Below are 24835 nucleotides of genomic sequence, written 5' to 3' on the forward strand. Positions count from 1 at the left end.
GTTACGCTGCATTCTAGGTTAACGGCGGCCCGCTGATACCGTTTTCAGCTAACCTTTCGACCCAACCTTCCGACAAGGTTTACAAAGCATACACTACTACGTGTGGCAGATGCGAAGACTAGAAATTTTTGGCTTATATTGAAACAGTTCTTTTCCACGAGCGCGAGGCGATCCGCGCGAAAAACGGCATTTGCCTGATGTTGTACACTTGGTAAGCCGGCTGACAAGCGGGCTTCCGCCAGCCGGAAATTCCGCCCTGTCGCTTTGATTTCGCCATTCGGGCGGAGCGGTTCAATCCAAGCCCGATAGGCTCTAGCTCTTGTTCAGCAGTGCCAGATTGGCGTCGACCACGGTCTGGTCGGCCATGCCGGCCTTAGCTTCGAGCAGCAGCGCCCTTGCCTTCTTCTTGTTGCCGCGCAGGAGTTGCGAATAGCCCATATTGTTGACGATCTGCGGCTGGCGCCCGGCGACCCTCAGCAATTGGGCATAGGCGCGATCGGCAAAGTCGAAGCGGCCGAGCTCGTCATAGGAAGCGGCAAGCCCCAACCAGGCTTCGGCATTGTCGGCCTTGAGTTCCACCGCCTTGCGAAAATGCTGCTCGGCAAGGCCGAAATTCGCCTCGCGGAACTGCGCCTTGCCCTCCGCCAGGTCGGTGGCGCTGACGTCCTTGGCCGTCGGCTGGATCGCGGTGGTCTTGGTCGTGTCGACGTTGTTGTTGGTCGTGCAGCCGGTGATCATCAAGACGGCCGCCAACGCCGCCGCTGCCGTGGGAAGTCTGTGACGCATGCCCTGCCCCATCGCCCGATTTGCCGGGTCGTTCTTCAGCAGGGACCATAAAGCACAGCGATTAAGCTTCGGTGCCGAAATGCGCCTAAATTTCAGTTGCGTGCAAAGGATGCGTTAACCAGCGCCGCTTGGCTAGATCTGCGCGCCTGGATTCAGGTCAGGCCGAGTCGAAAATGGTGGATTTCGAGAACCGGAGCGGAGCGTACTTAAAGTACGTGAGCACCGGAAGCCGCCATTTGCAGGCCGGCCTCACCTGAATCCTCAGTGTGAGGTCAGCTTCACGACGATCGGGATAATGGCGACCATCAGCACCACCGGCAGGATGCACACCGTCACCGGCACCGACATCTTGGCCGGCAAGGCATGCGCCTTCTCCTCGGCAAGCGACATGCGCTTGTGGCGCATTTCGTCGGAAAAGACGCGCAGCGCACCCGACAGGCTGGTGCCGAGCTCCTTGGACTGCTGCAGGAGCGTCGCGAAGGATCGGACCTCGTCGAGGCTGAGGCGATCGGCGAGCGCCTTCAACGCATCGTCGAGGCTGCGGCCGGCCCTGAGTTCCAGCGACACCAGTTGCAGGTTCTGGCTGAGCGACGGATAGGTCTTGGCGAGTTCCTTCGAGACGCGCTCGATGCCGGCCTCCATGCTCATGCCGGCGTCGGAGCAGACGATCATCAGATCCATGAAGTCGGGAAAGCCGTTGCGGTATTCGCGCATCTTTTCCCGTACCTTCTGGGTCAGCACCAAGCCCGGCAGGAAATAACCGGCCGCTCCCGACAGGATGACGAAGGTCCAGCGGCTGGTCACGGTCGACTCGGCGCTGGCCGCCCAATGGTTGACCAGGAACGCGCCAAGCGCCATTCCGACCAGCGTGGCAAAACGGATCAGGAAGAACATGCCGACGGCGCGCGGCTCCATATAGCCGGCCTGGATGAGCTTCATGCGCAACCGCGCGACATTCTCCGGATCGCTCTTGGCATAGAATTCCTGCGCCCGCCTCACCGCCTTCTCGCGCACGGCGTTCGCGTTTTTTCTGGGCGCCGGCTCCGCCTGCTCGACCGGCTGGGTCACCTCAACCTTCAACCGGCGCTTGACCTCGTTGCGGTCGCCCTTGGCGACGACCAGCGGCCAGGCCATCGCGCCGCCGCCCACCACCAGCAGCAGCGCCGCCACCGGCATCAACGAGGTCGGCGCGAGCGAGGCGAGGAAGCGGATGATGTCTTCCATCTCAGAACCTGAAATTCGACATCTTGAACATGATGGCGTTGCCGAGCAGAAGCCACAGGATGGAGCCGCCCAGCATGTACCAGGTCTTCGGTATTCCCCAGACGTCCCGGTAGAACTGCGGCATGAGCACCATGATGGCAGTGAACAGAAGCACCGGAACGGCGGTCAGGATATAGGCCGACATGCGGCCCTCGGTCGAAATCGCGCGCACCTTGCGCCGCAGCTTGCCGCGCTCGCGGATCGTCGACGACAGCCCGTCCAGGATCTCTCGCAGATTGCCGCCGGAGCTGCTCTGGATCGACACGGCGGTGACGAACAGCGGCAGGTCTTCGTGGCCGACCCGCTCGAACAGGTTGTTGAGTGCCGAAACCAGATCGGAGCCGTAGGTCACCTCGTCGGCCACGACGCCGAACTCGGTGCCGATCGGATCGGCCATCTCACGCGCCACCATTGCGATCGCCACCGGCACCGGGTGGCCGGCTTTGAGGCCGCGCGTGATCAGCTCCAGCGCTTCCGGCAACTGCAGGCCGAAGCGCTTATGCCGGCGCTTGCGCAGAAAACGCATCGCCATCACCGGCAGGACCGGCAGCAGCACGAGAAGCAGGATCAGGCCGAAGAGCAGCGGCAGGCCGTACCAGATGGCGACAAGCGCCAACGCGAAAGCCACACCCGACGTGATCATGAGGAATTTGGGCAGCGGCATGATCATGCCGGACTGCGTGCGCAAGGCGCGAAAGCGATCGAAGGAAAAGAGGGGCGTGCCGGCTTCCACGCCGCGCTCCTTGCGCAACTGGATCAGCACCTGCTCCTGGCTGATCTTGTTCTCCGCCAGCTTCATGCGGCGGTTGATCGCCGTGCGCTTGTCGCTGCGGCCGGCATAGAGCAGGTAGCAGCCTTCGGCGATCATGATGCCGGTGAGCGCCGCCGCGGCGTAGACGGCGTAGATCGGGCCGAACCCCTCGAGCACCGGCTACTCCTGCGGCCGGCCGGGTTCGAAATACTTGCCCGGAAATTCGATGCCCATGTTGCGCAGGTCCTCGAGGAAGCGCGGGCGGATGCCCGTTGCTTCGAAATGACCGACGATCTTGCCGTCCGCCTCCATCCCGGTGCGCACGAAGCGGAATATCTCCTGCATCTGGATGACGTCGCCTTCCATGCCCGTCACCTCGGCGACGCTGGTCACCTTGCGCTTGCCGTCGGACAGGCGCGTCAGCTGCACGATAATGTCGATGGCGCTGGCGATCTGGCTGCGGATCGACTGCACCGTCATCGGCATGCCGGTCATGCCGAGCATCTGCTCGAGGCGCGAGATGGCGTCGCGCGGCGTGTTGGCGTGGATGGTCGCCATCGAGCCTTCATGGCCGGTGTTCATCGCCTGCAGCATGTCGAAGGCCTCCTCGCCGCGGCACTCGCCGAGGATGACGCGGTCGGGCCGCATGCGCAGCGCGTTCTTGACCAGGTCGCGCTGCTTCAGCTCGCCATGGCCCTCGATGTTGGCCGGGCGCGTTTCCATGCGCGCGACATGCGGCTGCTGCAGTTGCAGCTCGGCGGCGTCCTCTATGGTGATCAGCCGCTCGTCCTCGGGAATGAAGGCCGACAGCGCGTTGAGCATCGTCGTCTTGCCCGTGCCGGTGCCGCCGGAGATAATCGTGGTCTTGCGGGCATGCACGGCCGCTGCCAGCACCTCGGCCATGTTCTGGGTGATGGCGCCGAACTCGACCAGCTTGTGCAGGCCGAGCTTGTTCTTGGAGAATTTGCGGATCGACACCAGCGGCCCGTCGACGCCGACCGGGCGGATGGCGGCGTTGAAGCGCGAACCGTCGAGCATGCGGGCGTCGACCATCGGCTGCGATTCATCGACGCGGCGACCAACCGCGGCGACGATTTTGTTAATGATTCGAAGCAGATGCGCCTCGTCCTTGAACGGGATGTGGACTTGCTGCAGCTTGCCGCGCTTTTCGACGAAGCAGTTCTGATGGCCATTGATCAGGATATCGTTGATCTCGGGATCCTTGAGCAGCGGCTCCAGCGGGCCGAGGCCGACCATCTCGTCGACGATGTCGTCGACAAGCGCGTCGAGCTCGGCGGTATTGATCGCCATCCGCTCCTGGCGGGTCTTTTCCGAGACGAACTCATGCACCTGGCGGCGCATTTCGTCCTTGGGCAGCCGCTCCAGCGCCACAAGATTGATCTCCTCGAGCAGCATGCGGTGGATGCGCACGCGCGCGTCGAGCACCTTGTTGGCGCTCTTTGCGGGTGCCGCCTCCGGCTTCGGCGGCACCGGCTTCCGGGTCGTCGGGATGATCACGGCATGGTGCGCAACGGGCGCGGGTTCGGGCGACCGCAGCGGACGGACATCGCGATTCTGCAGGTTGGAGAATCGGCTGCTCATCCCACTTTCCTCTTCAAGAGGCCCTTGCCGAGGCCGAACAGCGACTTCGATTTTGCCGTCGTCGTCACCGCCTCCTCCGGCAGGATGATTTTCTTCAGGTCGTTGACGACATTGGCGTTGGGATCGATGTCGTGCAGCGGCACGCCACGGTCGACGGCCTCGCGCACCAGCCGATAATTGTTGGAGATGCCACCGACGAAATGCTCGCCGAGGATATCCTGGACGTCGGCCTGCTTGATGCCGCTGTCGAACATCTTCTGCTCGAAGCGGTTGACGATGACGTTGGGCCTCACTTCCTTGCCCGCCGTCTCGTAGATGGCCTGGATGAGACGCTGCGTATGACGCAGGCAAGGCACCGTCATCTCGGCCACGATATAGAGCTTGTTGGAGCCGAGCAGCACCGTCTCGGTCCACGGGAACCAGGTGCGCGGCATGTCGATGACGACATTGTCGAAATAGGCCGAGACGAGGTCGAGCATGCGCACCACGACATCGGTCTTGAATGAGCGCATTTCCGAGGGGCGCGTGGGCGCTGCCAGCACGCAAAGCCCGCTCGCATGCTTGGAAAGCATGACATCCAGCAGCTGCCGGTCGAGGCGTTCGGGCTGGTTCTCGATTTCGGTGATGTCGAAGCGCGGCTCGAGGTCGAGATATTCGGCGCAGGCGCCCTGCTGGAAATTGAGATCGACCACGCAGGTCGAGGCGCCGCGCGTCACCGAATGATGCAGCTGGAAGGCAGTCTGCAGCGCAAGCGTGGTGGTGCCGACGCCGCCGGCGGCCGGCATGAAGGTGTAGATCTGCGACTCGGTGTTTTCCTCCCGCCCCGGCCCCTGCAGCGCGCGGATGACGGAACGCACCAGGTCTGCGGTCGTGATCGGCTTCACCAGGAAGTCGGCGACCTTGAGCTGCACCAGTATGCGCACGGCCGCCGCATTGAATTCCTGGGTGACGACGACCACCGGAACGCGGCCTTCCAGCCGGCGCATGATCCGCTGCAGCGACTCGATCTCCTCGAGCTTGGCCGCATCCATGTCAAAGATGACCGTGCCGAGATCGGCTTCCAGGGCCTCGCCGCGGAGCTCGTTGACGCTCTTCTCGACTGTCGAGATCTCGATGATCTCGGAGGCTGCGAAGGCAGTCCGCGTGTCCTGCAAAAACGCCCTGTCGGTTGAAACGAGCAGGATCTTCTTGCTCTTGGTGCCGGATGCCATGTCGTCAGCCCGTCAGTTTGATGTCGTTGATGCTGGCGTCGTTGATTCCGACGCCGAACCGGCTTTCGCGCCGACGGCAGTGGCCGTGGAACTCGTGCTTTGAGCCGGCACCAGAAGCCTGGTGTTCTGGACGCCGTACTGCCAGGGGTCGACCATCTGCATGACCGTGTTGGACGCCTGAGCATTGCCGGCCGCCGGCGTCACGCCCTCGGTGCGCACATAGTCGTCGCTGGTGCAACCGGCGAGGACGCCAGCGAGCAGCAGAGCGATGCAAGGGGCCAGACGCATAAGCTCAGTCCTTCGGCAGATCGAGGAAGTGGCCGGAGGTCGTGGCGGCCACGGGACGCGCCGCGCTGCCGTCGGCCAAGGCCAGCGGGCGCTTGGGCGACGAGGCGCTCACTTCCTCGGTGTTGTTCAGGAAGTAGTCGGCGCTGCTTGCCGGCCGCGTTCCGTCGCTGGGCTCAACCATCTTCTTCGACGGGTCGACCGGCTTGACCAGGTAAGGCGTGACGATGATCACCAGGTCGGTCTCGCGCCGCTGATAGGACTTCGAGGAGAACAGCGAACCCAGCACCGGCAGCTTGCCGAGCCCCGGCAGTCGCGAGGTCGTGATGTCGTTCTGCGACTGCAAAAGGCCTGCGATCATGAAGCTCTGGCCGTTCTTCAGGTCGACCGATGTCTTGGCGCGACGCACGATGAAGGCCGGAATGGAAATGCCGCTGCTGACTTCGATGGAGGCGGAGGTGTCGATCGAGGACACTTCCGGCGCGATATCCAGGCTGACCAGCCCGTCCTTGAGCACGGTCGGCGTGAAATCGAGGCCAACGCCGTATTTCTTGTAGGTGACGCTGATTTTGCCGTTGTCCTCGGAAACCGGGATCGGGAACTCGCCGCCGGCAAGGAAGCTCGCGGTCTGGCCGGAACGAGCGATCAGGTTCGGCTCGGCCAGCCGCCGGGCGAGGCCGCGCTCTTCCAGCGCCTTGATCGCGATGTCGATCGAAACACCGTTGGAGAGCAAGCGGCCGATGATCTCGCCGGTGCCGGCCGTCGGCACGGTGCCTGGATCGATGACGACGTCGCGGCCGCCGATGCCGAAGGCAAAATTGGCCCCGTATTTGGCGCCGAGATCCTGTCCCGCCTGGCGGTTGATCTCGACGAAACGGACATTGAGCTGGACCTGCTGCGAGGACGAGATGTTGACCGAGTTGATCACTTCCTCGTTGCCGGAAAAGCGCGACGCGATCTTGCTCGCCTTGTCGGCCGCAACCGCGTCATCGGCCTGGCCCGACAGCACCACGCGGCCGTTGGCCGATCCGACCTTGATGTCGGCATCCGGCACGCTGGCGCGGATGGTGTTGGCCAACTGGTCGGTATCCAGCGTCACCTCGACGTCGATGGTGCCGACGAGCTGCTTGTTCTGGTCGAACAGCGCGATGCCGGTGGTGCCGAGATTGTTGCCCAGCACATAGAAGGACTTGTCGGTCAGCGGGTTGACGTTGGCGATCTCCGGATCGCCGATGACGATCTGGTAGAAGGCGGCGCTCGTCATGATCGTCTTGGGCTTGCCCTTGGCGACTTTGATCGAGGCATTCCTGGTCGCCGAGACGTAGACGACGTCGTTATTTGCCTGGGCCGGTGCCCCAAAGGCAAGTATTCCGGCGGCCAGGAAGGCGCCCGCCGCCATTGCACGCAGAAGGCGCAGCCCTCTCGTTGTCCGATATTTATTCAACACAGGCATTGTCCCGTCCCCGGCCGATCCCCACCGGCTATTGTTCTTGTTCCTTGGCAGGAACGACGCCTCCCTCGGCTTGCTTGGAAGGAACCTTGTATTCCTCGACCTTTTCGCCGCGCGACACGATCACCGTCTTGAACTTTGGCTCTTCCGGCTCCTTCGCCACCGCATTGACCAGCGACGCGGCGCTTGCGTCTGCGTTCGCGGCAACCGAACCGCCAAAGGAGGAAATGGTGGTGAGCCCATTGCTGCTGGCGCTGGCGTCGGCGGCGGAACGCAAAGACAGCGACAAGGTGCCGACGGTGCGGGCGAGCGCGACTTTCTGCGCCCCTTCGTTCGTCACCTCGAGGGTCACGGAATTGGCGATCTGCGGCTCGGTCTTGCGTTCGTCCGCGCCCTGCCCGACCGAAAGCACCTTGGCGTCGGAAACGACGATTTCGGACGTGACCGTCGAGCCGGCTGCCCCTTGGGCGTTCTTGGACACTTCCTGGATTTCGCCGGCGTCGCGCGTCAGCACGACGTCGACCCGGTCGCCCGGCGTGATGAAGCCGCCGACGCCCGCGATCTCGTCGGTGCGGATGGTGACGGCCCGCATGCCTGGCGACAGCATGTTGGAAAGCGTCGCGCGGCCGTTCGGCCCCGACAGCTTGGTGAGCAGCACCGGCTCGTTGACCTCAATCGGCGACAACACGACGCGGCTGCCTTCGGCAAGCAGCTTGTCGATGGTCGGGAAGGCGCCTTGCGGCAGGGAATCCTGCGGCCACGGGATTTCGGTGAGTTGCGAGCGGTCGAGCTGCACGCCGTAGCGCAGCGGCGCGCTCGCCACCACGATGGTCTTGAACTCGACCTTGGGCTCTTGCGGCGCAACGATCGACGCCACTTTCTGCTCGGATTCGGCTTTCGCCTGGCTTTTAACCCAGAAATCCGCGGCAAAGATCGAGATCGCGCCGAAAACGGCGGCGATGCCGATCATGGTTATGGCCCTGCCCCTCACAACGAAACCCCTGACGCCCCGTGGTCTTTTGTCGTTGAGCTCACGCTAGGCGTTAATGTTAAAGAATCAGGAATCCAAAGGTATGGAGACCGCCCTATTTCCGGCGGCTTGGTTATCGAATGGTTTTAGAATAAGAGAGACTTTGATCCCTGAACGGAACAGGAACTCGTTCGCCCGCCAAAAGCGTGGCAGTATCGAGGAGTGATTCGCAGTACCGGACTTAATGGCCAGCATGGACGACACCAGCGATCTTTTCGGCAACCCGGAAAAGCAGCCCCAGCAAGTGCGCGCGCCCTCGCGCCCGGCTGATCCGCTGGTTCAGGCGGCGAAGCGCTCGGCCGCCGCCCGTGACGGCAGCGAGAGCTACAGCGCCGCCGACATCGAGGTGCTGGAGGGGCTGGAACCGGTGCGGCGCCGTCCGGGCATGTATATCGGCGGCACCGACGACAAGGCGATGCATCACCTGTTCGCCGAGGTCATCGACAACTCGATGGACGAGGCGGTCGCCGGCCATGCGACCTTCATCGACGTCGAGCTTTCGGCCGACGGCTTCCTGACGGTCACCGACAATGGCCGGGGCATCCCGGTCGATCCGCATCCGAAATTCAAGAAACCTGCGCTCGAAGTCATCATGACGACGCTGCATTCCGGCGGCAAGTTCGACTCCAAGGTCTACGAGACCTCCGGCGGTCTGCACGGCGTCGGCGTTTCGGTCGTCAATGCGCTGTCCGACCACCTCGAGGTCGAGGTCGCGCGCGGCCGGCAGCTTTATCGGCAGAGATTCTCGCGTGGCATTCCGGTAAGCGGTCTGGAGCACCTCGGCGAGGTGCACAACCGCCGCGGCACCAGGACCCGCTTCCATCCCGACGAGCAGATCTTCGGCAAGGGCGCCGCCTTCGAGCCGGCGCGGCTCTACCGCATGACACGCTCGAAAGCCTATCTGTTCGGGGGCGTCCAGATCCGCTGGACCTGCGATCCGTCGCTGATCAAGGAAAAGGACCAGACGCCGGCCAAGGCCGAGTTCCATTTCCCGGGCGGTTTGAAGGACTATCTCAAGGCAACGCTCGGCGACGAGTTCCAGGTCACGCGCGAGGTCTTTGCGGGGAAAAGCGACAAGCAAGGCGGCCACGGCTCGCTGGAATGGGCCGTGACCTGGTTCGGCGGCGACGGCTTCCTCAACTCCTACTGCAACACGATTCCCACCGCCGAGGGCGGCACGCATGAGGCTGGCTTCCGCAATGTGCTGACGCGCGGGCTGCGCAGCTATGCCGATCTCATCGGCAACAAGCGTGCCTCGATCATCACCACCGAGGACGTGATGATTTCCGCCGCCGGCATGCTGTCGGTGTTCATCCGCGAGCCGGAATTCGTCGGCCAGACCAAGGACAGGCTGGCGACCATCGAGGCGATGCGCATCGTTGAAACCGCCATCCGCGATCCGTTCGACCACTGGCTGGCCGACAATCCGCAGGAAGCCTCGAAGCTCCTGGAGTGGGTCATAGCGCGCGCAGACGAACGCGTGCGGCGCCGCCAGGAGAAGGAAGTCTCGCGCAAGAGCGCGGTGCGCAAGCTGCGCCTTCCGGGCAAGCTCGCCGACTGCACCCAGAACGCCGCCGCCGGCGCCGAGCTCTTCATCGTCGAAGGCGACTCGGCCGGCGGCTCGGCCAAGCAAGCGCGCGACCGCGCCAGCCAGGCGGTGCTGCCGCTGCGCGGCAAGATCCTCAACGTCGCCAGCGCCGGCAACGACAAGCTCGGCGCCAACCAGCAGATCTCCGACCTGATCCAGGCGCTCGGCTGCGGCACGCGTTCGAAATACCGCGACGAGGACCTGCGCTACGACCGCGTGATCATCATGACCGACGCCGACGTCGACGGCGCGCACATTGCTTCGCTCTTGATCACCTTCTTCTATCAGGAGATGCCGAACCTGATCCGCGGCGGCCATCTCTACATGGCCGTGCCGCCGCTGTACTCGATCCGGCAGGGCGGCAAGGTTGCCTATGCGCGCGACGACGCTCACAAGGACGAATTGCTGCGCACCGAATTCACTGGGCGCGGCAAGGTCGAGATCGGCCGCTTCAAGGGCCTTGGCGAGATGATGGCCTCGCAGCTCAAGGAAACCACGATGGACCCGAGGAAGCGCACGCTGCTCAGGGTCGACGTGATCGACGCCGAGCAGGCGACCAAGGATGCCGTCGACGCGCTGATGGGCACCAAGCCCGAGGCGCGCTTCCGCTTCATCCAGGAACGCGCCGAATTCGCTGAGGCCGACGTGCTGGATATCTGAACGCGGACTGCTCCATAACAACTCCGGTATGGAGACTTGTATGTGACCTGGACGCGGCTGAGAGAGCTTGTCGAGATACCGTTGGATGGACTGACGCAGCCGACGCGCTCGGACTGGATATTTGCCCTGCGCACCGTTTCGGCCGGGCTCATCGCGCTGCTTGCCGCATACGCCCTGAAACTCGACCATCCGCAATGGGCGATGATGACGGTGTTCATCGTCGGGCAGCCGGTCGCCGGCATGGTGCTGGCGAAGGGCTTCTACCGGCTGCTCGGCACGCTGGCCGGCGGCCTGGCGGCGATCGGCATCACATCGCTCTTCGGCACCAATCCCTGGTTGCTGCTGACGGTGCTGGCGCTATGGATCGGCGTCTGCACGCTCGTCTCCTCGCTGCTGCGCAATCCGGAGGCCTATGGTGCGGCTCTTGCCGGCTACACCGCGATGATCATCAGCCTGCCGGCGTTCGGGCAGCCGCATCTCGTCGTCGATCTCGCCATCGCGCGCTGCGCCGAAATCGTGCTTGGCATCGTCTGCGCCGGCGTCACCAGCCGGCTGATCCTGCCGAGGCTGGCTGCGGACGCCATCATTTCGAGATTGAAGCGCAGCATTCTCGATCTCGCCGACTATGCCTCAGGCGCCTTTTCCGGCGGCGATCCGGCTGGCCTTGCAGCCCTGCAGCGCAAGCTGATCAGCGACGCCCAGACGCTTGCCGAGATGCGCACCTATGCGCGGCTGGAGGCGCCGAGCTTCGCCACGCGCGCCCATCCGGTCCGGCGCACGATCGGGCAGCTCCTATGGGCGCTCTCGGCGGCCCGCGCGCTGCACACCCATGCCGCGCCCAAGAACGCGGCTCTCATCCCCGTGCGCAGCGAGTTGAAGACTTTGGTCGGCGAATTGGCGGCGACGCCCGGCGCGCTTGACGACACCGACCCCTGGGTGGCGCGGCTCGACGCGATCGCGAGCAAGGCGCGGGAGGCGCCGACGGCGCCCGCAAGCCCTGATGAAGATCGGGTCGGCACCATCACCCGCCTCACCATCGCCGCTGATTTCGCGGAGGCGCTGAAGCAGGTAATGCGTGGCCTCGATGCGCTCCGCTCGCCTGTTTCGAGACCGTCCCGTGAACGACAGCAGCCGGCGCTCGTGGTGCATCGCGACTACCATGCCGCCTGGCGCAACGCCGTGCGCGCCGCACTCGCCACGCTTCTGGTGGCGGCCTTCTGGCTCACGACCAAATGGTCGGAGGCCGCGGGCACCGTCATCCTCGTCGCCGTCGTTTCCAGCCTGTTCGCAGCGCGCCCCGATCCGGTCCAGTCCGCTTGGGGTTTCTTCACGGGAACGCTGCTCGCGCTGCCCTTCGCCTTCCTTGTCGGCCAGGTCGCCTTGCCGGCGCTGCCCGGCTTCGGCTGGTTCACGCTCTTTGTCGTGCCGATCATGGTGCCGGCGGCGCTCGGCATGGCCAATCCGCGCCATGTCGGCGTCGCCACCGCCTTCGCCATCAACTTCCTCGCTTTCCTCAGCCCGCACCAGCTGATGACCTATGATCCAGGCCCGTTTTTCGCCGGATCGGCGTCGATCCTGGTCGGCATCCTGATTGCCATCGGCGTCTTCATCATCGTGCTGCCGGCCAATCCTTGGGTCACCGTGGAGCGCATCTCGCAGGCGATGCGCGAGGACCTGGCGCGCCTTTGCCTGCACGAACGCATCCCCCGCCGTTCGGCCTTCGAAAGCCTGGCCTATGACCGGATCAACCAGTTGATGCCGCAGCTGCAGCAGACAGGCAGGAAGGGCGATCCCACCTTGGGCGGCAGCATCGCAGCCGTCACCGTTGGGCTAGAAGTGCTGCGGCTGCGCGGTGCGCAGCTGAATTCCGCGATCCCGCACGAAACGATGGAATCGCTCGGCAATTTCCTGCGCGGCCTGGCGCGGGAATTGCTGTTCAGGAGACATGGCGAGCCGCAGACGTCGACCGTTGCCGTGGCGAGGCAATACGCGGCCAGCATCGCCGATCGCAGCGACCGGCCCGAAATGCTGCTGATCGCCGCCTCGCTGCGCATCATCGCCGCAGCGATGGAGGACTATCCGGATTTCTTCGCGAAAGGCCGCGCCTAGACAGCACAGGGCGTGTCGAGATTCAGGTCAGGTCGTGTCGAAAATGGTGGCTTCCGAGAACCGGAGCGGAGCGTACTTTTGCGTACGTGAGCACCGGAAGCGCAGGAAGCCGCCATTTGCAGGCCGGCCTCACCTGAATACCGACATGCCCTAAGCCGCCGCGATGGCCAGCGCATGCCCGCGCGCGTTCTCGCGCAGCGCGTCGAGATGGATCGACTTGACCAGCCCGGCCAAGTCGCCCTCGGCCGATTGCCCGCCGAGTTCCTTCAGCATCAGCCAGCTCACTTCCTGCACCCCGGCGACGCGTTTGCCGTTGGCTACCTCACGCCAGACCTTCAGCGCCCGCAGGATGATGCCGTGGGTGACGGCGGCGAGGCCGGCGCTGCGGAACAGCGCCTGCAGCGCCACGTCGTGCCCGCCGGCCAGCAGCGCCCTCACCCGCTGCTCGGACTGCTGGGCAAGTGCTACCAGCGTCGAGCCGAAGAAGTCGACCTTGCCATGCGCGATGGTGCGGATGATGAAGCCCGCGGTGAGATCGCCGCGCAGCCGCAGGTGCTCGATCAGCGCCGCGTGCTCTTCGCCACGCGTGCCATCGATCAACGTCACCGAAGCCTTCACGCAGGCGTCGCGCATCACCCGGTCGGCGCGGGTGGCGCCCATCAGCGCCAGCACCAGCGGCGAGCCTTTCAGCGTCTCGCCGAGCTTGACCAAAAGCATGTGCCGGCAATCGGCGGGCAGGCGCGCATCGGCGATCAGCGCCTCGCGCACCAGCGGCAGGTGGCCGTGCCGCTCGGCCATGCGGCGGAAGCTCAGCGACGCGATGTCGGCGCCGCCATTGGCAACGAGCGTGGCGCAGGCTTCCGGCTCGCCGATTTCAGCGATCGCGGCCGCAAGCGGCATCGAGACGACGGGGCGGTTGGCTATGAGCTTCTGGGTGGCCTTCTGGCCGCAGGCGACACGGTCGATGAGGTCGGCATCGGTAAGCAAAGGCGAACGCGCCAGCACCAGCGCCGCCACTTCCGGTTGGTCGGAGGCAAGTGCTGCGATCACCTGCGGCGGCGCGTGGTGGCTCATCGACAGCGCTTCGGCGAGCGAATGTCGAACCTTGGCGGAGACGTCGTCGAGCAGCAGCGTGAGCGCCGCCTCGGCGGCGCAGCGATCCTCGAACGGCAGGTCGGAATTTATGTAGGCGCGGGCCAGCGCGCTCGCGGCGGCGGCGCGCTCGGAAACCCTTGCCGTATCAATCCATTTTAGAAAATGCGAAACAATCATGCCGACCAGCTACGCCCTTGCCGGAGCGTTCCCCGGCCCCGTTGTGAACGGTAGGCTGGAAATGGTTTACGAACGGTTCACCATGTTTCTTAACCGGCTTGATGGAGCCGCGACCAACGCCTATCAAGCAAGGATAAGCGGAGGAGATCGACCATGGCCGGGCTTTATTTGGAAGAGTTCGTCGTCGGCCATGTCTTCCGGCACACGCTGCGCAAGACCGTCACCGAAAGCGACAACATGCTGTTTTCGGTGATGACGCTGAACCCGCAGCCGCTGCACATCGATTTCGACTTCGCCGCGAAGAGCGAATGGGGCAAGCCGCTCGTCAATTCGCTGTTCACGCTCGGCCTGACGATCGGCATTTCGGTGAACGACATCACCGTCGGCACCACCGTCGCCAATCTCGGCATGAAGGAGACCGTCTTCCCGCACCCGGTCTTCCACGGCGACACGATCCGGGTCGAGACAACGGTCGTTTCGGTGCGCGAGTCCAAGTCCAAACCCGATCGCGGCATCGTCGAGTTCGAGCATCGCGCCTACAATCAGGACGATGTTCTTGTCGCCAAATGCACAAGGCAGGCGATGATGATGAAGAAGGCAGCCTGATGCGCTCGCTGCTCTTCGTGCCCGGCGATTCCGAGCGCAAGCTGGAAAAGGGCTTTGGCGCCGGCGCCGACGTGGTCATCGTCGACCTCGAGGATTCGGTCGCCGCCGCCAACAAGGCGGCAGCACGCGCGGTCGCGGCGAGCTTCATCGCTGGCCACCGGCGGCAAGCCAGCTCCGCCATCTATGTGCGGGTCAACGATCTGACGACCGGTGTGACCGACGATGACCTCGCGGCCCTCGTCCCGGTGGAACCCGACGGCATCATGCTGCCGAAGTCGAACGGCGGACAGGACGTCCAGCAGCTGGCGGCCAAGCTTAGAGTGCATGAAGCCGAAAGCGGTCTGCCGGACGGCGGCATAAGGATCCTGCCGATCATCACCGAAACTGCGGCCGGCGTGCTGGCGGCGGCGAGCTATGCCGGGGCAAGCGCGCGCCTCGCCGGCCTGACCTGGGGCGCGGAGGACCTGTCGGCAGCGATCGGCGCGCGTTCGGCGCGCGACGAGAGCGGCCGCTACACCGACGTCTTCCGCCTGGCGCGCGCCATGACCATCCTGGCGGCGGGCGCGGCGGAAGTCGCCGCGATCGACACGGTGTTTCCGGATTTCCGCGACATGGCGGCTTTCGAGGCCGAATGCAGGGAGGCCGAACGCGACGGCTTCACCGGCAAGATGGCGATCCATCCGGCGCAGGTCCCGGTCATCAACGCCGCCTTCACGCCGTCGGCCGAGGCAGTCGAGCGATCGCAGGCGATCGTCAACGCTTTCGCGGCGGCGGGAAATCCCGGCGTCGTCGGCATCGACGGCAAGATGTATGACCGGCCGCATCTGCGGCTCGCCCAACGGCTGCTGGCACGTGCCAAAGCGGCGGGGATTTCCGCCTGAACCGCTACCAGACCATCGGGATAAGCCGGTAGCGGACGTTCGCCGCATAGTCGTCATAGCCGCGCAGGCCGGCTCGCAGCGTTTTTTCTTCGATGAAGGTGCGAATGGCGAGCAGAACGATGAAGGCGACGACCGACAGAAGTCCCCACCAGGAGCCGAGCAGCAACGCCGTGCCGGCGAAAAACAGGATGGCGCCGGCATACATCGGATGTCGGACATAGCTGTAAGGGGCGGTGGTGATCACCTTCTGGCCGCGCTCGTCCTGGATCTTCACGACAGGCGCCGCAAAGCTGTTCTCCATCATCGTCAGGTAGCAGATCCAGATTCCGAGCAGCAGGACGATCGCGCCGACCGCCTGAACCCAGGCCGGAACCGCCGACCAAGCGTAGCGGAAGTCGAGACCCATCAGGATCTGCCAGGCAAAGATGGCGATGAGCAGTATGGAGAGCAGGATCTTGTCGGCAGCGGTCTGGTTCTTCTGGATCGGTGGGCTGAGCCGCTCATTCATAAGCCCCGGATCGCGCCGGGCCAGCGCGACACCCAGGGTGAGGCTGAGCCCTACCATCAGCACGAGATAGACCCAGGCTCCCGGCCAATGCAGCGTTCCGGCGGACACGAAAAGCAGCGCGCCCATGAAGCCGAACCACAGGAATGTCTGGACAACCAATTTCGCGACCATGACCCATCCTTCCGTGACATGCCCCGCCGCTATTGGTCAAAAACCGACCATTGGTCTATTATACCGACCAATGGTCTATTGCTCAAGCGGTGATCTGTCGGCATCTGGACGGGAACGGCCGCTGCGTGCAGAAGGTTTCGCCATGCCCCGTATCGTCAAGCACCCGGAACTCAGGCGAGAAGAACTGCTCGACCATGCCCAGGCCCTGTTCCTGACGCATGGCTACGACAAGGCGAGCCTCAATGACGTGATTGCCGCTGCCGGCATCTCGAAGGGCGCTTTCTACCACTACTTTCCTTCCAAGGAGGCGCTGTTGGAAGCGTTGGCGGAGCGCTTTGCGAAACAGGCGCTCGCCGGCGTTGAGGACATTGTCGCCGATCCGGCCCTCGACCCGCTGGGTCGACTGAATGCGCTCCTGGCAAAATCACGGCAGGCCAAGATCGAAACCGCGGCGGAAGCCTGGGCGCTGTTCGAAACGCTGTTCCGGCCGGAAAACCTGGTGCTGTTCCATCGCATCAATCTGGCGGCCAGCGCGTCGTTTTCGCCTGTGCTGGTCGAAACCATCCGGCAAGGCCTCGAGGATGGCACGTTTCGCACATTCGACCCGGAAGGCGTCGCCGACATCGTCATGCAATTCGGGATGGCCACGCACGACGTCATCGCCAAGGCCTTCGCCAGCGGCAGCGATGCCGACATGGAGATCGCTATTGAAGCCCTCGAGAAGCGTGTCAGGCTCTACGAGACCGCCCTCGACCGCATTCTCGGGCTTCCCGACGGCAGCATCCGGATCGGCGAGCCTGGCTATGTGCGCGCTGTCATGACGGCGCGCCGCTCCAACCCTTCCGTCATCGCGGTCGCGCCGCCCTAGAAGGATCGCGAACCAGGCCGCGCCCCTTTGCGGCGCCTCTAGATTGCTTCATCCCGCCCAAGGTCCCGTGTAATCGGCGTAAAGCTTCGCCGGATCGGGCCGCGGCCGCTCGGGTGCCGGCCCCTGGTATGAGCCGATATGGACGAAGCCGATGACGCGCTCCTGCGGCGACAGCCCAAGGATCGCCCTGCCCTCCGCAACGTCGGAATACCAGTTGCTGATCATGTTGGTGCCATAGCCCAGCGCGTTGGCAGCGATCATCAGATTCATAGCCGCCATGCCGCCCGACAGGAACATCTCCCATTGTGGGATCTTCGGGTTCTCCCTCGGCACCGACACGACGCCGATCACCAGCGGCGCGCGCGAGAAGCGCGCCAGCTCCTGGTTGCGCCGCCCCTCGGGCAGCGGCCCCTCGCGCTGCTCGGCAAGAGCCGCGAGCTTCCTGCCGATCGCGACCCGCGCTTCGCCGCGGTAGAGGATGAACCGCCAGGGCTCGAGCCGGCCATGGTCCGGCACTCGCGAGGCAGCGGCGATCATCGTGGCGATCTCCGCGTCGCTCGGCGCCGGTTCCTTGAGGTCGGGTATAGGCGCGGAATTGCGGGTCAGCAGGAAGTCGATGATCGGCGACGCCATGGGCGCAAGTCTCCTAAGCATTCAATTTTGAGCTGAAGCGCGCCATCGGGAGGTCGGGCGGCTCGGGCAATGGCGCGGAAAGCACCGGATAAAGAGCGCTGAGGCAACGCGGCGCGCTCTTGAGCCTTGAAATTGCCACCGCCTTGGGCTTCAACGCAAGGCATGTTTGAGGGGACTCTGCGCCTTTTCGTGGTTGGGCTGGTCGCCGCGCTGTTCGCGGTGCCGGTTTCCTTCGCGCTGGCCCAGAACGCCAACGATGTCGGCGACATCAAGCTCCCTGGCATTTCGAGCTATGCGACGCCGAAGAGCGAAAGGTCGCTGGCGATCGGCAGCGGCGGCGCCATCACCCTTTCTGCGCAACTGACAGACAAGGGCACCGACATCACCCGCGGTATCGTCTGGCGCGTGTTCAAGCCCGAGCCCACCAGCGACGGCAAGCTGCCGATGGTCGCGTCCGCGCATGGCGGCACGGCGGTGTTCCAACTCGACCCCGGCAGCTATCTTGTCCATGCCTCCTATGGCCGCGCCGGCGCCACCAAGCGCATCACCGTTGGCAAGGACGCCAAGCGCGAGAGCCTCGTCCTCGATGCCGGCGGCTTGAAGCTCGACGCGGTGACGTCGGGCGGCGCGCATATCCCGCCGAAGAAGCTCCGCTTCTCGATCTATGAAAGCCAGGCCGAGCCCAATGGAGACCGCGCTCTGATCGCCCCCGATGTCGAGCCGAACACGGTGGTGAGGCTGAATGCGGGCACTTACCACGTCGTCTCCACTTACGGCGCGGTCAACGCCGTGATCCGCTCCGACATCCGCGTCGAGGCCGGCAAGCTGACCGAGGCCACCGTCGAGCACCGCGCGGCCGAGATGACGATGAAGCTGGTGCGCGAGCCTGGCGGCGAAGCCATCGCCGACACCTCCTGGTCGCTGCTCAACGAATCCGGCGATCCGATCAAGGAAGCCGTCGGCGCCTTCGCCTCGATGGTGCTGGCTGAGGGCCAATACACCATCATCGCCAAGAACCGCGATCGCATCTACCAGAAGGATTTCACGGTGGTGGCCGGCCAGAACCAGGAGATCGAGGTCGTGGCCAACGAATCGTCCGCTATCGATCCGGAGGAAGGCGCCGACTGAGGCAATTCCAGGAAAAGTGCCAGCGATTTTCCGTCCGGAACTGCCAAAAATAGCGTCAAGCGGCCTTGCGCATCCGCCTGGGGAGAAACGGCACACGCCCACGCGGCGCAGACGGCGGCGTGAGATCGAAGACGCTGCGATAGAGCCGGTCGAGCAGCGCCTTGCGGTCGCGCAGTGGCTCAAGTTCGTCCCACCTCAGCACCTCGCCGATGCGCACCTCGATCGCCCTGCCGGACAGCCGGGCGAACTCGCGGATGAGCAACGACGTGCGCAGCGTCAGCGACGCCTTGCCGACGAATTTCGCCACGCGGTTGTCGCGCTCGGCCATGTTCATCGGACCGCTGACGAGATGGAACAGGCGGCCGTTCTGGCCGGAGAAATGCATCGGGATAACCGAGGCCCTGGCCTCCTGGATGAGCTTGGCCGGGAACATCTTCCACGGCAGGTCGATAGCGCAGCCGACCCCCTTTGGCGCCGTCGCGACGCCTCCGGCCGGGAAGACGACAATGGTGACGTCTTCCTTCAACAGCCGCACCGCCTCATGGCGCACCGCCATGTTGTTTTTCAGCGCGTCCTTGGTCTCGGAAAAATCGATCGGCAGCGAATAGGGCTCCATCTCGCGGATCCTGAGCAGATCCTTGTGAATCATGACCCGGAACGGACGGCCGAGCTGCTCAACGAGAGACAGCACGGCAATGCCGTCGCCGATGCCGAACGGATGGTTGGCGACGATCACCAGCGGCGTGTCCGGCAAACTCGCCGGCGGCCAATGGCCGGCGTTGCGCACCTTGACGTCGATCAGCTCCAGCATGCGGCTGAACACGCGTTCGCCGGTTGGAGCAACCTGGCGCCGCCAGAAATCATAGAGCGCGGCAAAGCGGTCGCGGCCCGACAGGCCCTCGACGGAATGGATGAACCACCGCGTCAGCGCCGGCTGATGCTGGTTGGCGTAGGAGAGCTCGGGAAACGGCCTTTCCCGCAGTTTCAGCTTGAGCATGGCGGCTCGTTACAGGGTTGGCGTGACAGGCATGTGAAAATGGCGGTGGATCGCTCCACCGCCATCGCACGGAGTACGGGAAAACTCAGGCCGCGCGGCGCTTGCGATCCGGCGAGACCGCCTCGTCGGCCAGCAATTTCACCGCATCGGCGAGCTTTAGCGATTCCTGGTCGCGGGAGCCGAGCCGGCGGATGTTGACGGTTTCCTCTTCCGCCTCCCGCTTGCCGCAGACGAGAATGACCGGAACCTTGGCCAGCGAATGCTCGCGCACCTTGTAGTTGATCTTCTCGTTGCGCAGATCGGCTTCGGCCAGCAGGCCCGCGGCCTTCAGCCGCTCGACAACCTTCCTCGCGTAGTCATCGGCATCGGAGGTGATCGTCGCCACCACCACCTGCAGCGGCGCGAACCACAGCGGAAAGTGGCCGGAGTAGTTCTCGATCAGGATGCCGAGGAAGCGCTCCATCGAGCCGCACACCGCGCGGTGCACCATGACCGGCTGCTTCTTCTCCGAATCCGAGCCGATATAGAAGGCGCCGAAACGCTCCGGCAGGTTGAAATCGACCTGCGTGGTGCCGCACTGCCATTCGCGGCCGATGGCATCCTTCAGCACATATTCGAACTTCGGCCCGTAGAAGGCGCCCTCGCCCGGATTGATCGAGATCTTGATGCGGTTGCCGGAGCGCGTGCGGATCGTCTCCAGCACATTGCTCATGATCGCCTCGGCATGGTCCCAGGCCTCGTCGGTGCCGACGCGCTTGTCTGGTCGCGTCGACAGCTTCACGGCGACCTCATCGAAGCCGAAATCGGCATAGGTCGACAGGATCAGGTCGTTGATGCGCAGGCATTCCGCGGCGAGCTGCTCCTCGGTGCAGAAGACATGCGCGTCGTCCTGCGTGAAGCCGCGCACGCGCATCAGCCCGTGCAGCGCGCCCGATGGCTCGTAGCGATGCACATTGCCGAACTCCGCAAGCTTTACGGGCAGTTCGCGATAGGACTTCAACCCATGCTTGAAGATCTGCACATGGCCGGGGCAGTTCATCGGCTTCAGCGCAAAGATACGCTCGTCGTCGGTGTCGTCGCCGGCGACCGTGACCTTGAACATGGAGTCGCGATACCAGCCCCAGTGTCCCGACGTCTCCCACAGGCTCTTGTCCAGCACCTGCGGCGCGTTGACTTCCTGGTAGCCGTGCTCGTCGAGGCGGCGGCGCATGTAGTTGACCAGGTTCTGGAACATCTTCCAGCCCTTGGCGTGCCAGAAGACGACGCCCGGCCCTTCTTCCTGGAAATGGAACAGGTCCATCTCGCGGCCGAGTTTGCGGTGGTCACGCTTTTCGGCCTCCTCGAGCAGCGTCTGATAGGCCTCGAGCTGCGCCTGGTCGGCAAAGGCCGTGCCGTAGATGCGCGTCAGCATAGGGTTGTTGGAATCGCCGCGCCAGTAGGCGCCTGCAACCTTCATCAGCTTGAAGGCATTGCCGATCTGCCCGGTCGAAGCCATGTGCGGGCCGCGGCAAAGGTCGAACCAGTCGCCCTGCGCGTAGATCTTGATGTCCTGGTCCTCAGGGATGGCGTCGATCAGCTCGACCTTGTAGCGCTCGCCCTTGTCGGCGAACACCTTCTTCGCCTTGTCGCGCGACCAGACTTCCTTGGTGAACGGCTTGTTGCGGGCAATGATCTCGCGCATCTTCTTCTCGATCGCCGGGAAATCGTCCGGCGTGAACGGCTCGTTGCGCGCGAAATCGTAGTAGAACCCGTTCTCGATCACCGGCCCGATGGTCACCTGCGTTCCCGGCCACAATTCCTGCACGGCCTCGGCCAGCACATGCGCCGCATCGTGGCGGATGAGCTCCATCGCACGCGGATCCTCGCGGGTGATGATCTCGACCTTGCCGGACTTGCCGAGCGGATCGGAAAGGTCGCGGATGGTGCCGTCGATCGCATAGGCCACGGCTTTCTTGGCCAGCGACTTCGAGATCGATTCGGCAAGACCGGCGCCGGTCACCGCCGCGTCGTATTCGCGGACGGAGCCATCGGGAAATGTCAGGGAAACGGAATTCAGCATCAGAGTTCTCCTATCCAGTCCCGCAAACGAGCGCGGGTGGTGAAATGCATGTCGCGTGCTGGAGCATGCAGAGGGTTAGCCGGAGGCACCAATCACATGGACGATGGCCAGCGGGCGCGGTTTTAGAGGCAGCGTCGCCTCAGGTAAAGAGCGGCCCGTCAGGAAATGTCTCCAGCGATGTCGCAGGCCGGTCGCGAAGGCTTGCGAACAATCCCGGGACAGTTTTGGATGACCGGAATGGAAGACGCCACACCCAGCCGAACCGCCCTTCGCGTCGCACGCTTGCGGGCGCTGCATCAGTTGTCACCGCAGGCCGCGCTGTTTCGCGATCCCTACGCGGCAGCAATTCTGGGCGAAGCCGCGCCTGGCGCGCAGGAACTCGAGCAGGAAGACGGGCATGGCCGCCGCATGCGCCTGTTCGTTGCGGCGCGCGCTCGCCTCGCCGAGGATTGGCTGGCGGCAGCGGTGCGGCGCGGTGTCCGGCAAGTCGTGGTGCTCGGCGCCGGACTTGATACATTCTCGCTGCGCAATCCATACCCGGATCTTGCGGTGTTCGAGGTCGACCACCCGGCAACGCAAGCCTGGAAGCGCCGGCTCATCGCCGGCGCCGGTCTCGCGGAGCCGCGCTGCGCCACATTTGTGCCGGTGAATTTCGAGCGCCAGCTTCTGTCGGAAGAACTGTCGTCGGCCGGTCTCAAGCCGACCGAGGCGAGTTTCTTCATTTGGCTTGGAGTGGTGGCTTATCTCACTCGGCAAGCGATCTTCGGCACGTTGTCCTACATTGCGGGCACCCCCGGCTCCGAGGTCGTCTTCGACTACAGCGAACCGGCTGAGAACCGCGATGTGGCGGGACGGGCGACGCTTGCCTTCCATGCCGCACGCGTCGCATCCATCGGCGAGCCTTGGATCAGCTTCTTTGATCCCGGCCAGCTGGCGAAATCACTCAACGAGCTCGGCTTCGACGAAATCGAGGATCTCGAGAGTGGCGCTGTCGCCGACCGTCTTGGCAGAGCCCCTGACGCTGGCCGTGGCAATTCCGGCGGGCACATCCTGCGCGCCCGCCGGAACTTTTGAACGGCTTCACTTCACCAGTTGCGGCAGATCCTTCAGGAAGGCCGCCCGCGTCGCGAGCCCCTTCGGCATGTCGCCGCGCTTGGTTTCGACAACCAGCCGGGCGAACACGATGCGGCGGCCATCCTTCTCGGCCCAGCCGACGAACCAGCCGAGCGACCGCTTGTTCTTGTCTCGCACCGTGCTGCCGGTCTTGCCTTGCACCGTCCAGCCGCCGGCCTTGAAGCTCGGGATGATCGCTTTCGTCATCTCATGCGCCTTGGCCGAGACCGGCATTTTGCCGGCAAGCAGCCGGCGCAGGAAGGCCGTTTGTTCGACCGGCGAGATTTCAAGTGAGGAATCCACCCAGGAATTGGTAAGGCCATCATTCTTGCCGGCGCTGCCTGAGACGTCCGCATTGCCGTAGCCGAATTTCGATACATAGCCGGCGAAACTTTTCGTGCCGAGCCGGCGGGTGATCTCGCGCGAATACCAGATGATGGAATCGCGTTCCCAGATCGTCGGGTCGACGGTCTTGCGGTCGCGCTTCACCGCGTTGAATTCGGGCCTGTAGTCCCAGCTCGGCGTGTGCTGGTCGCTCAGGATTGCGGAATCGTAGCCGATCAGCGCCAGAGGCACCTTGAAGGTGGATGCCGGACTGACGCGCTGGTCGCAGACGCCGTCCTGATAGAGCGTCGCGCCACTTGCCTGATCCTGGATCAGTGTGCAGTGGATGTCCTCGAGCGGCGCCGATTGCGCCCGCATCGGCAGGCCGAGCATCCAGGCCAGAAGGAACAGAATAACGGCAATAAAGAACGGGTAGCGGTCCATCTGGCGCATCGAAGCTCACTCCTGAAAGGGATTACGGGAGCGGCTTAGCGAGGCGTCTTGTCTCGATTTTGTTTCAAATTCGCAGTGTTTGTGCAGGCTGGCGTTAACCCTACCAGACCGTTAAAACCCGAGCCGATTTCGATGCACCGGGGCTACAGGACGACCGGTTTTCGGGCGGGTCTGCGTATCTGAGGATCGGGCTTGGTGGTGGCCGTCGGCTCCGCAGCACTGAAGGCAGGATTTTCAGTCATCGTCTTCGGCACACCGCGTGGCGGCGACGCAAGCCCGAGGAACTCCGGAAGCAGTCCATCACCTCGTTTGCCGGGATGGACGTGAATGGCCAGAAACAGCGACATCATGGAAACACCTCATGTTCCGAGGCTCCAGTGTCGTTTCAGCGTGAGAGCGTCGCCACCCGTTTCCGGCCTACTGTCGGTCGAGCGGTGTTTCGCCGTCAGGTGTCCGATTCGTCGCGTTTCCTGCCGATCTGCCAGTAGCGCCACGGCATGAACCAGACATGGCGCTGGGCGAGCGTCTCCGGCACGCGATCGATGCCATGCGTCCCGAACGGCCCGCAGCGCGATACCCGGAACAGCGCCATCCACCCGCCGGCCCACAGGCCATGGCGGGCAACCGCCTCATACGCATATTCGGAACAGGTCGGCAGATGCCGGCAGCTGTTGCCGACGAAGCCGGAAAGCGTCAGCTGATAGAGGCGCACGAGCGACGTGCCGAGGACACGCCCCGGCGTCTTGCGCCAGGGTCCCTGCCAGTTGCGCCCATGCCGGACCGGCCGGACGCCATGCGCATGTCCTGAATGGTCGGCCACCCGCACTTCTCCGCAGCCAGTTTCCTTGTGCGATAGATGTGGACTTTGAGCCGGGAACGCAACGGCCTTTTGCCTCTCATGGCCTGGATCGGTGGATGGGATGCCTGTCAGTCCACGGTAAATGGTGCGGGGAAACATCGGGGCGGTCATGGCAACAGCGGCTGCGCAAGGCTTCGCCATGCCACTGAAAGGTGGCGATCCGCATCACGTCGTTCAGGATGGCCAGGAACTGGTTCATGGCAGTGCTCCTTTGAGCACCGATTAGAC

23 protein-coding genes and 1 pseudogene are annotated in these 24835 nt (G+C 64.0%); 7 read left to right on the forward strand and 17 right to left on the reverse strand.

Annotated elements, in window-relative coordinates; all coding sequences use genetic code 11:
• Positions 1–312 precede the first annotated feature (312 nt).
• The 8 genes from AU465_RS02540 to cpaB form a co-directional block, all read right to left on the reverse strand.
• Complete coding sequence (locus tag AU465_RS02540) at positions 313–786, reverse strand: tetratricopeptide repeat protein (RefSeq protein ID WP_192243735.1); 474 nt, start codon at positions 784–786, stop codon at positions 313–315.
• Positions 787–1047: 261 nt separating this feature from the next.
• Complete coding sequence (locus AU465_RS02545; protein ID WP_192243737.1) at positions 1048–2010, reverse strand: type II secretion system F family protein; 963 nt, start codon at positions 2008–2010, stop codon at positions 1048–1050.
• Position 2011: 1 nt separating this feature from the next.
• Positions 2012–2977: a type II secretion system F family protein gene (locus tag AU465_RS37350; protein ID WP_192243739.1), complete on the reverse strand. Its 966-nt coding sequence runs from the start codon at positions 2975–2977 to the stop codon at positions 2012–2014.
• 3 nt (positions 2978–2980) lie between these two features.
• The gene (locus AU465_RS02555) at positions 2981–4402 is read right to left on the reverse strand and encodes a TadA family conjugal transfer-associated ATPase (protein ID WP_192243741.1); all 1422 of its coding nucleotides are present in this window, start codon (positions 4400–4402) and stop codon (positions 2981–2983) included.
• On the reverse strand, positions 4399–5613 hold the full coding sequence (locus AU465_RS02560) for a CpaE/TadZ family protein (protein WP_192243743.1): 1215 nt from the start codon (positions 5611–5613) through the stop codon (positions 4399–4401). The genes AU465_RS02555 and AU465_RS02560 overlap by 4 nt, the downstream gene beginning before the upstream one ends.
• A 12-nt stretch (positions 5614–5625) precedes the next feature.
• Entirely contained in the window at positions 5626–5901 is a 276-nt protein-coding gene (locus AU465_RS02565) for a hypothetical protein (protein ID WP_192243745.1), read from the reverse strand.
• A 4-nt stretch (positions 5902–5905) separates the two neighbouring features.
• A complete protein-coding gene (locus tag AU465_RS02570) occupies positions 5906–7297 on the reverse strand; it encodes a type II and III secretion system protein family protein (protein ID WP_246505818.1) in 1392 nt (463 codons plus the stop codon).
• Positions 7298–7379: 82 nt separating this feature from the next.
• Entirely contained in the window at positions 7380–8318 is a 939-nt protein-coding gene (cpaB, locus tag AU465_RS02575) for a Flp pilus assembly protein CpaB (protein ID WP_192243749.1), read from the reverse strand.
• Between the two features lie 253 nt (positions 8319–8571).
• Between cpaB and parE the strand changes: the two genes are divergently transcribed.
• Together parE and AU465_RS02585 are read left to right on the forward strand one after the other, a co-directional pair.
• Complete coding sequence (gene parE, locus AU465_RS02580) at positions 8572–10626, forward strand: DNA topoisomerase IV subunit B (RefSeq protein WP_192243751.1); 2055 nt, start codon at positions 8572–8574, stop codon at positions 10624–10626.
• 42 nt (positions 10627–10668) lie between these two features.
• On the forward strand, positions 10669–12735 hold the full coding sequence (locus AU465_RS02585; protein ID WP_192243753.1) for an FUSC family protein: 2067 nt from the start codon (positions 10669–10671) through the stop codon (positions 12733–12735).
• A gap of 150 nt (positions 12736–12885) precedes the next feature.
• Here AU465_RS02585 and AU465_RS02590 read toward each other — a convergent pair whose 3' ends face one another.
• On the reverse strand, positions 12886–14007 hold the full coding sequence (locus AU465_RS02590; RefSeq protein ID WP_192243756.1) for a DUF2336 domain-containing protein: 1122 nt from the start codon (positions 14005–14007) through the stop codon (positions 12886–12888).
• A 147-nt stretch (positions 14008–14154) separates the two neighbouring features.
• Between AU465_RS02590 and AU465_RS02595 the strand changes: the two are divergent.
• Together AU465_RS02595 and AU465_RS02600 are read left to right on the forward strand one after the other, a co-directional pair.
• Positions 14155–14613, forward strand: a pseudogene (locus AU465_RS02595) (MaoC family dehydratase); the annotation flags it as partial.
• Entirely contained in the window at positions 14613–15494 is an 882-nt protein-coding gene (locus AU465_RS02600) for an HpcH/HpaI aldolase/citrate lyase family protein (RefSeq protein ID WP_192243760.1), read from the forward strand. The pseudogene AU465_RS02595 and the gene AU465_RS02600, both read left to right, overlap by 1 nt.
• Before the next feature lie 4 nt (positions 15495–15498).
• Here the strand turns inward: AU465_RS02600 and AU465_RS02605 are convergent, their stop codons facing one another.
• Positions 15499–16173 carry a methyltransferase family protein gene (locus AU465_RS02605; RefSeq protein WP_192243763.1) on the reverse strand — a complete coding sequence of 225 codons (675 nt, stop codon included), beginning with the start codon at positions 16171–16173 and terminating at the stop codon, positions 15499–15501.
• Between the two features lie 142 nt (positions 16174–16315).
• Between AU465_RS02605 and AU465_RS02610 the strand changes: the two genes are divergently transcribed.
• Positions 16316–17041: a TetR/AcrR family transcriptional regulator gene (locus AU465_RS02610; protein WP_192243765.1), complete on the forward strand. Its 726-nt coding sequence runs from the start codon at positions 16316–16318 to the stop codon at positions 17039–17041.
• A gap of 48 nt (positions 17042–17089) precedes the next feature.
• Here the strand turns inward: AU465_RS02610 and AU465_RS02615 are convergent, their stop codons facing one another.
• Complete coding sequence (locus tag AU465_RS02615; RefSeq protein ID WP_192243767.1) at positions 17090–17674, reverse strand: nitroreductase family protein; 585 nt, start codon at positions 17672–17674, stop codon at positions 17090–17092.
• Positions 17675–17836: 162 nt separating this feature from the next.
• Between AU465_RS02615 and AU465_RS02620 the strand changes: the two genes are divergently transcribed.
• Positions 17837–18802, forward strand: a complete 966-nt coding sequence (locus AU465_RS02620) for an RgsD C-terminal domain-containing protein (RefSeq protein WP_192243769.1) — start codon at positions 17837–17839, stop codon at positions 18800–18802.
• A gap of 55 nt (positions 18803–18857) precedes the next feature.
• Here AU465_RS02620 and AU465_RS02625 read toward each other — a convergent pair whose 3' ends face one another.
• Positions 18858–19799 carry a lysophospholipid acyltransferase family protein gene (locus tag AU465_RS02625; protein ID WP_192243771.1) on the reverse strand — a complete coding sequence of 314 codons (942 nt, stop codon included), beginning with the start codon at positions 19797–19799 and terminating at the stop codon, positions 18858–18860.
• An 85-nt stretch (positions 19800–19884) separates the two neighbouring features.
• Entirely contained in the window at positions 19885–21858 is a 1974-nt protein-coding gene (thrS, locus tag AU465_RS02630; RefSeq protein WP_192243773.1) for a threonine--tRNA ligase, read from the reverse strand.
• Between the two features lie 237 nt (positions 21859–22095).
• On the opposite strand from thrS, the gene AU465_RS02635 reads away from it, so the two are divergent.
• A complete protein-coding gene (locus AU465_RS02635) occupies positions 22096–22932 on the forward strand; it encodes an SAM-dependent methyltransferase (protein WP_192243775.1) in 837 nt (278 codons plus the stop codon).
• 6 nt (positions 22933–22938) lie between these two features.
• Here AU465_RS02635 and blaOXA read toward each other — a convergent pair whose 3' ends face one another.
• The 4 genes from blaOXA to AU465_RS02655 all read right to left on the reverse strand — a co-directional run bounded on the left by blaOXA (position 22939) and on the right by AU465_RS02655 (position 24806).
• The gene (gene blaOXA / locus AU465_RS02640) at positions 22939–23748 is read right to left on the reverse strand and encodes a class D beta-lactamase (protein WP_192243777.1); all 810 of its coding nucleotides are present in this window, start codon (positions 23746–23748) and stop codon (positions 22939–22941) included.
• A 143-nt stretch (positions 23749–23891) separates the two neighbouring features.
• Positions 23892–24098, reverse strand: a complete 207-nt coding sequence (locus AU465_RS02645) for a hypothetical protein (RefSeq protein ID WP_192243779.1) — start codon at positions 24096–24098, stop codon at positions 23892–23894.
• A 95-nt stretch (positions 24099–24193) separates the two neighbouring features.
• The gene (gene yidD / locus AU465_RS02650; protein ID WP_192243781.1) at positions 24194–24568 is read right to left on the reverse strand and encodes a membrane protein insertion efficiency factor YidD; all 375 of its coding nucleotides are present in this window, start codon (positions 24566–24568) and stop codon (positions 24194–24196) included.
• Positions 24569–24644: 76 nt separating this feature from the next.
• The gene (locus AU465_RS02655; protein ID WP_192243784.1) at positions 24645–24806 is read right to left on the reverse strand and encodes a hypothetical protein; all 162 of its coding nucleotides are present in this window, start codon (positions 24804–24806) and stop codon (positions 24645–24647) included.
• Positions 24807–24835: the final 29 nt, after the last annotated feature.

It is taken from the genome of Mesorhizobium silamurunense (assembly GCF_014843905.1).
GTDB classification, from domain to species: Bacteria; Pseudomonadota; Alphaproteobacteria; order Rhizobiales; family Rhizobiaceae; genus Mesorhizobium; species Mesorhizobium silamurunense.

Bases quoted from the DNA above. Each gene is read 5' to 3' on its own strand.
- AU465_RS02615 (WP_192243767.1), bottom strand. From the start codon at position 17,674: ATGGCGTCGCCGATCATCGACTTCCTGCTGACCCGCAATTCCGCGCCT.
- AU465_RS02590 (WP_192243756.1), bottom strand. From the start codon at position 14,007: ATGATTGTTTCGCATTTTCTAAAATGGATTGATACGGCAAGGGTTTCC.
- blaOXA (WP_192243777.1), bottom strand. From the start codon at position 23,748: ATGCGCCAGATGGACCGCTACCCGTTCTTTATTGCCGTTATTCTGTTC.
- AU465_RS02600 (WP_192243760.1), top strand. From the start codon at position 14,613: ATGCGCTCGCTGCTCTTCGTGCCCGGCGATTCCGAGCGCAAGCTGGAA.
- AU465_RS02540 (WP_192243735.1), bottom strand. From the start codon at position 786: ATGCGTCACAGACTTCCCACGGCAGCGGCGGCGTTGGCGGCCGTCTTG.
- AU465_RS02605 (WP_192243763.1), bottom strand. From the start codon at position 16,173: ATGGTCGCGAAATTGGTTGTCCAGACATTCCTGTGGTTCGGCTTCATG.
- AU465_RS02555 (WP_192243741.1), bottom strand. From the start codon at position 4,402: ATGAGCAGCCGATTCTCCAACCTGCAGAATCGCGATGTCCGTCCGCTG.
- AU465_RS02635 (WP_192243775.1), top strand. From the start codon at position 22,096: ATGGAAGACGCCACACCCAGCCGAACCGCCCTTCGCGTCGCACGCTTG.
- AU465_RS02620 (WP_192243769.1), top strand. From the start codon at position 17,837: ATGTTTGAGGGGACTCTGCGCCTTTTCGTGGTTGGGCTGGTCGCCGCG.
- thrS (WP_192243773.1), bottom strand. From the start codon at position 21,858: ATGCTGAATTCCGTTTCCCTGACATTTCCCGATGGCTCCGTCCGCGAA.
- AU465_RS02625 (WP_192243771.1), bottom strand. From the start codon at position 19,799: ATGCTCAAGCTGAAACTGCGGGAAAGGCCGTTTCCCGAGCTCTCCTAC.
- AU465_RS02655 (WP_192243784.1), bottom strand. From the start codon at position 24,806: ATGAACCAGTTCCTGGCCATCCTGAACGACGTGATGCGGATCGCCACC.
- AU465_RS02645 (WP_192243779.1), bottom strand. From the start codon at position 24,098: ATGATGTCGCTGTTTCTGGCCATTCACGTCCATCCCGGCAAACGAGGT.
- AU465_RS02610 (WP_192243765.1), top strand. From the start codon at position 16,316: ATGCCCCGTATCGTCAAGCACCCGGAACTCAGGCGAGAAGAACTGCTC.
- AU465_RS02570 (WP_246505818.1), bottom strand. From the start codon at position 7,297: ATGGCGGCGGGCGCCTTCCTGGCCGCCGGAATACTTGCCTTTGGGGCA.
- parE (WP_192243751.1), top strand. From the start codon at position 8,572: ATGGACGACACCAGCGATCTTTTCGGCAACCCGGAAAAGCAGCCCCAG.
- cpaB (WP_192243749.1), bottom strand. From the start codon at position 8,318: ATGATCGGCATCGCCGCCGTTTTCGGCGCGATCTCGATCTTTGCCGCG.
- AU465_RS02560 (WP_192243743.1), bottom strand. From the start codon at position 5,613: ATGGCATCCGGCACCAAGAGCAAGAAGATCCTGCTCGTTTCAACCGAC.
- AU465_RS02565 (WP_192243745.1), bottom strand. From the start codon at position 5,901: ATGCGTCTGGCCCCTTGCATCGCTCTGCTGCTCGCTGGCGTCCTCGCC.
- AU465_RS02545 (WP_192243737.1), bottom strand. From the start codon at position 2,010: ATGGAAGACATCATCCGCTTCCTCGCCTCGCTCGCGCCGACCTCGTTG.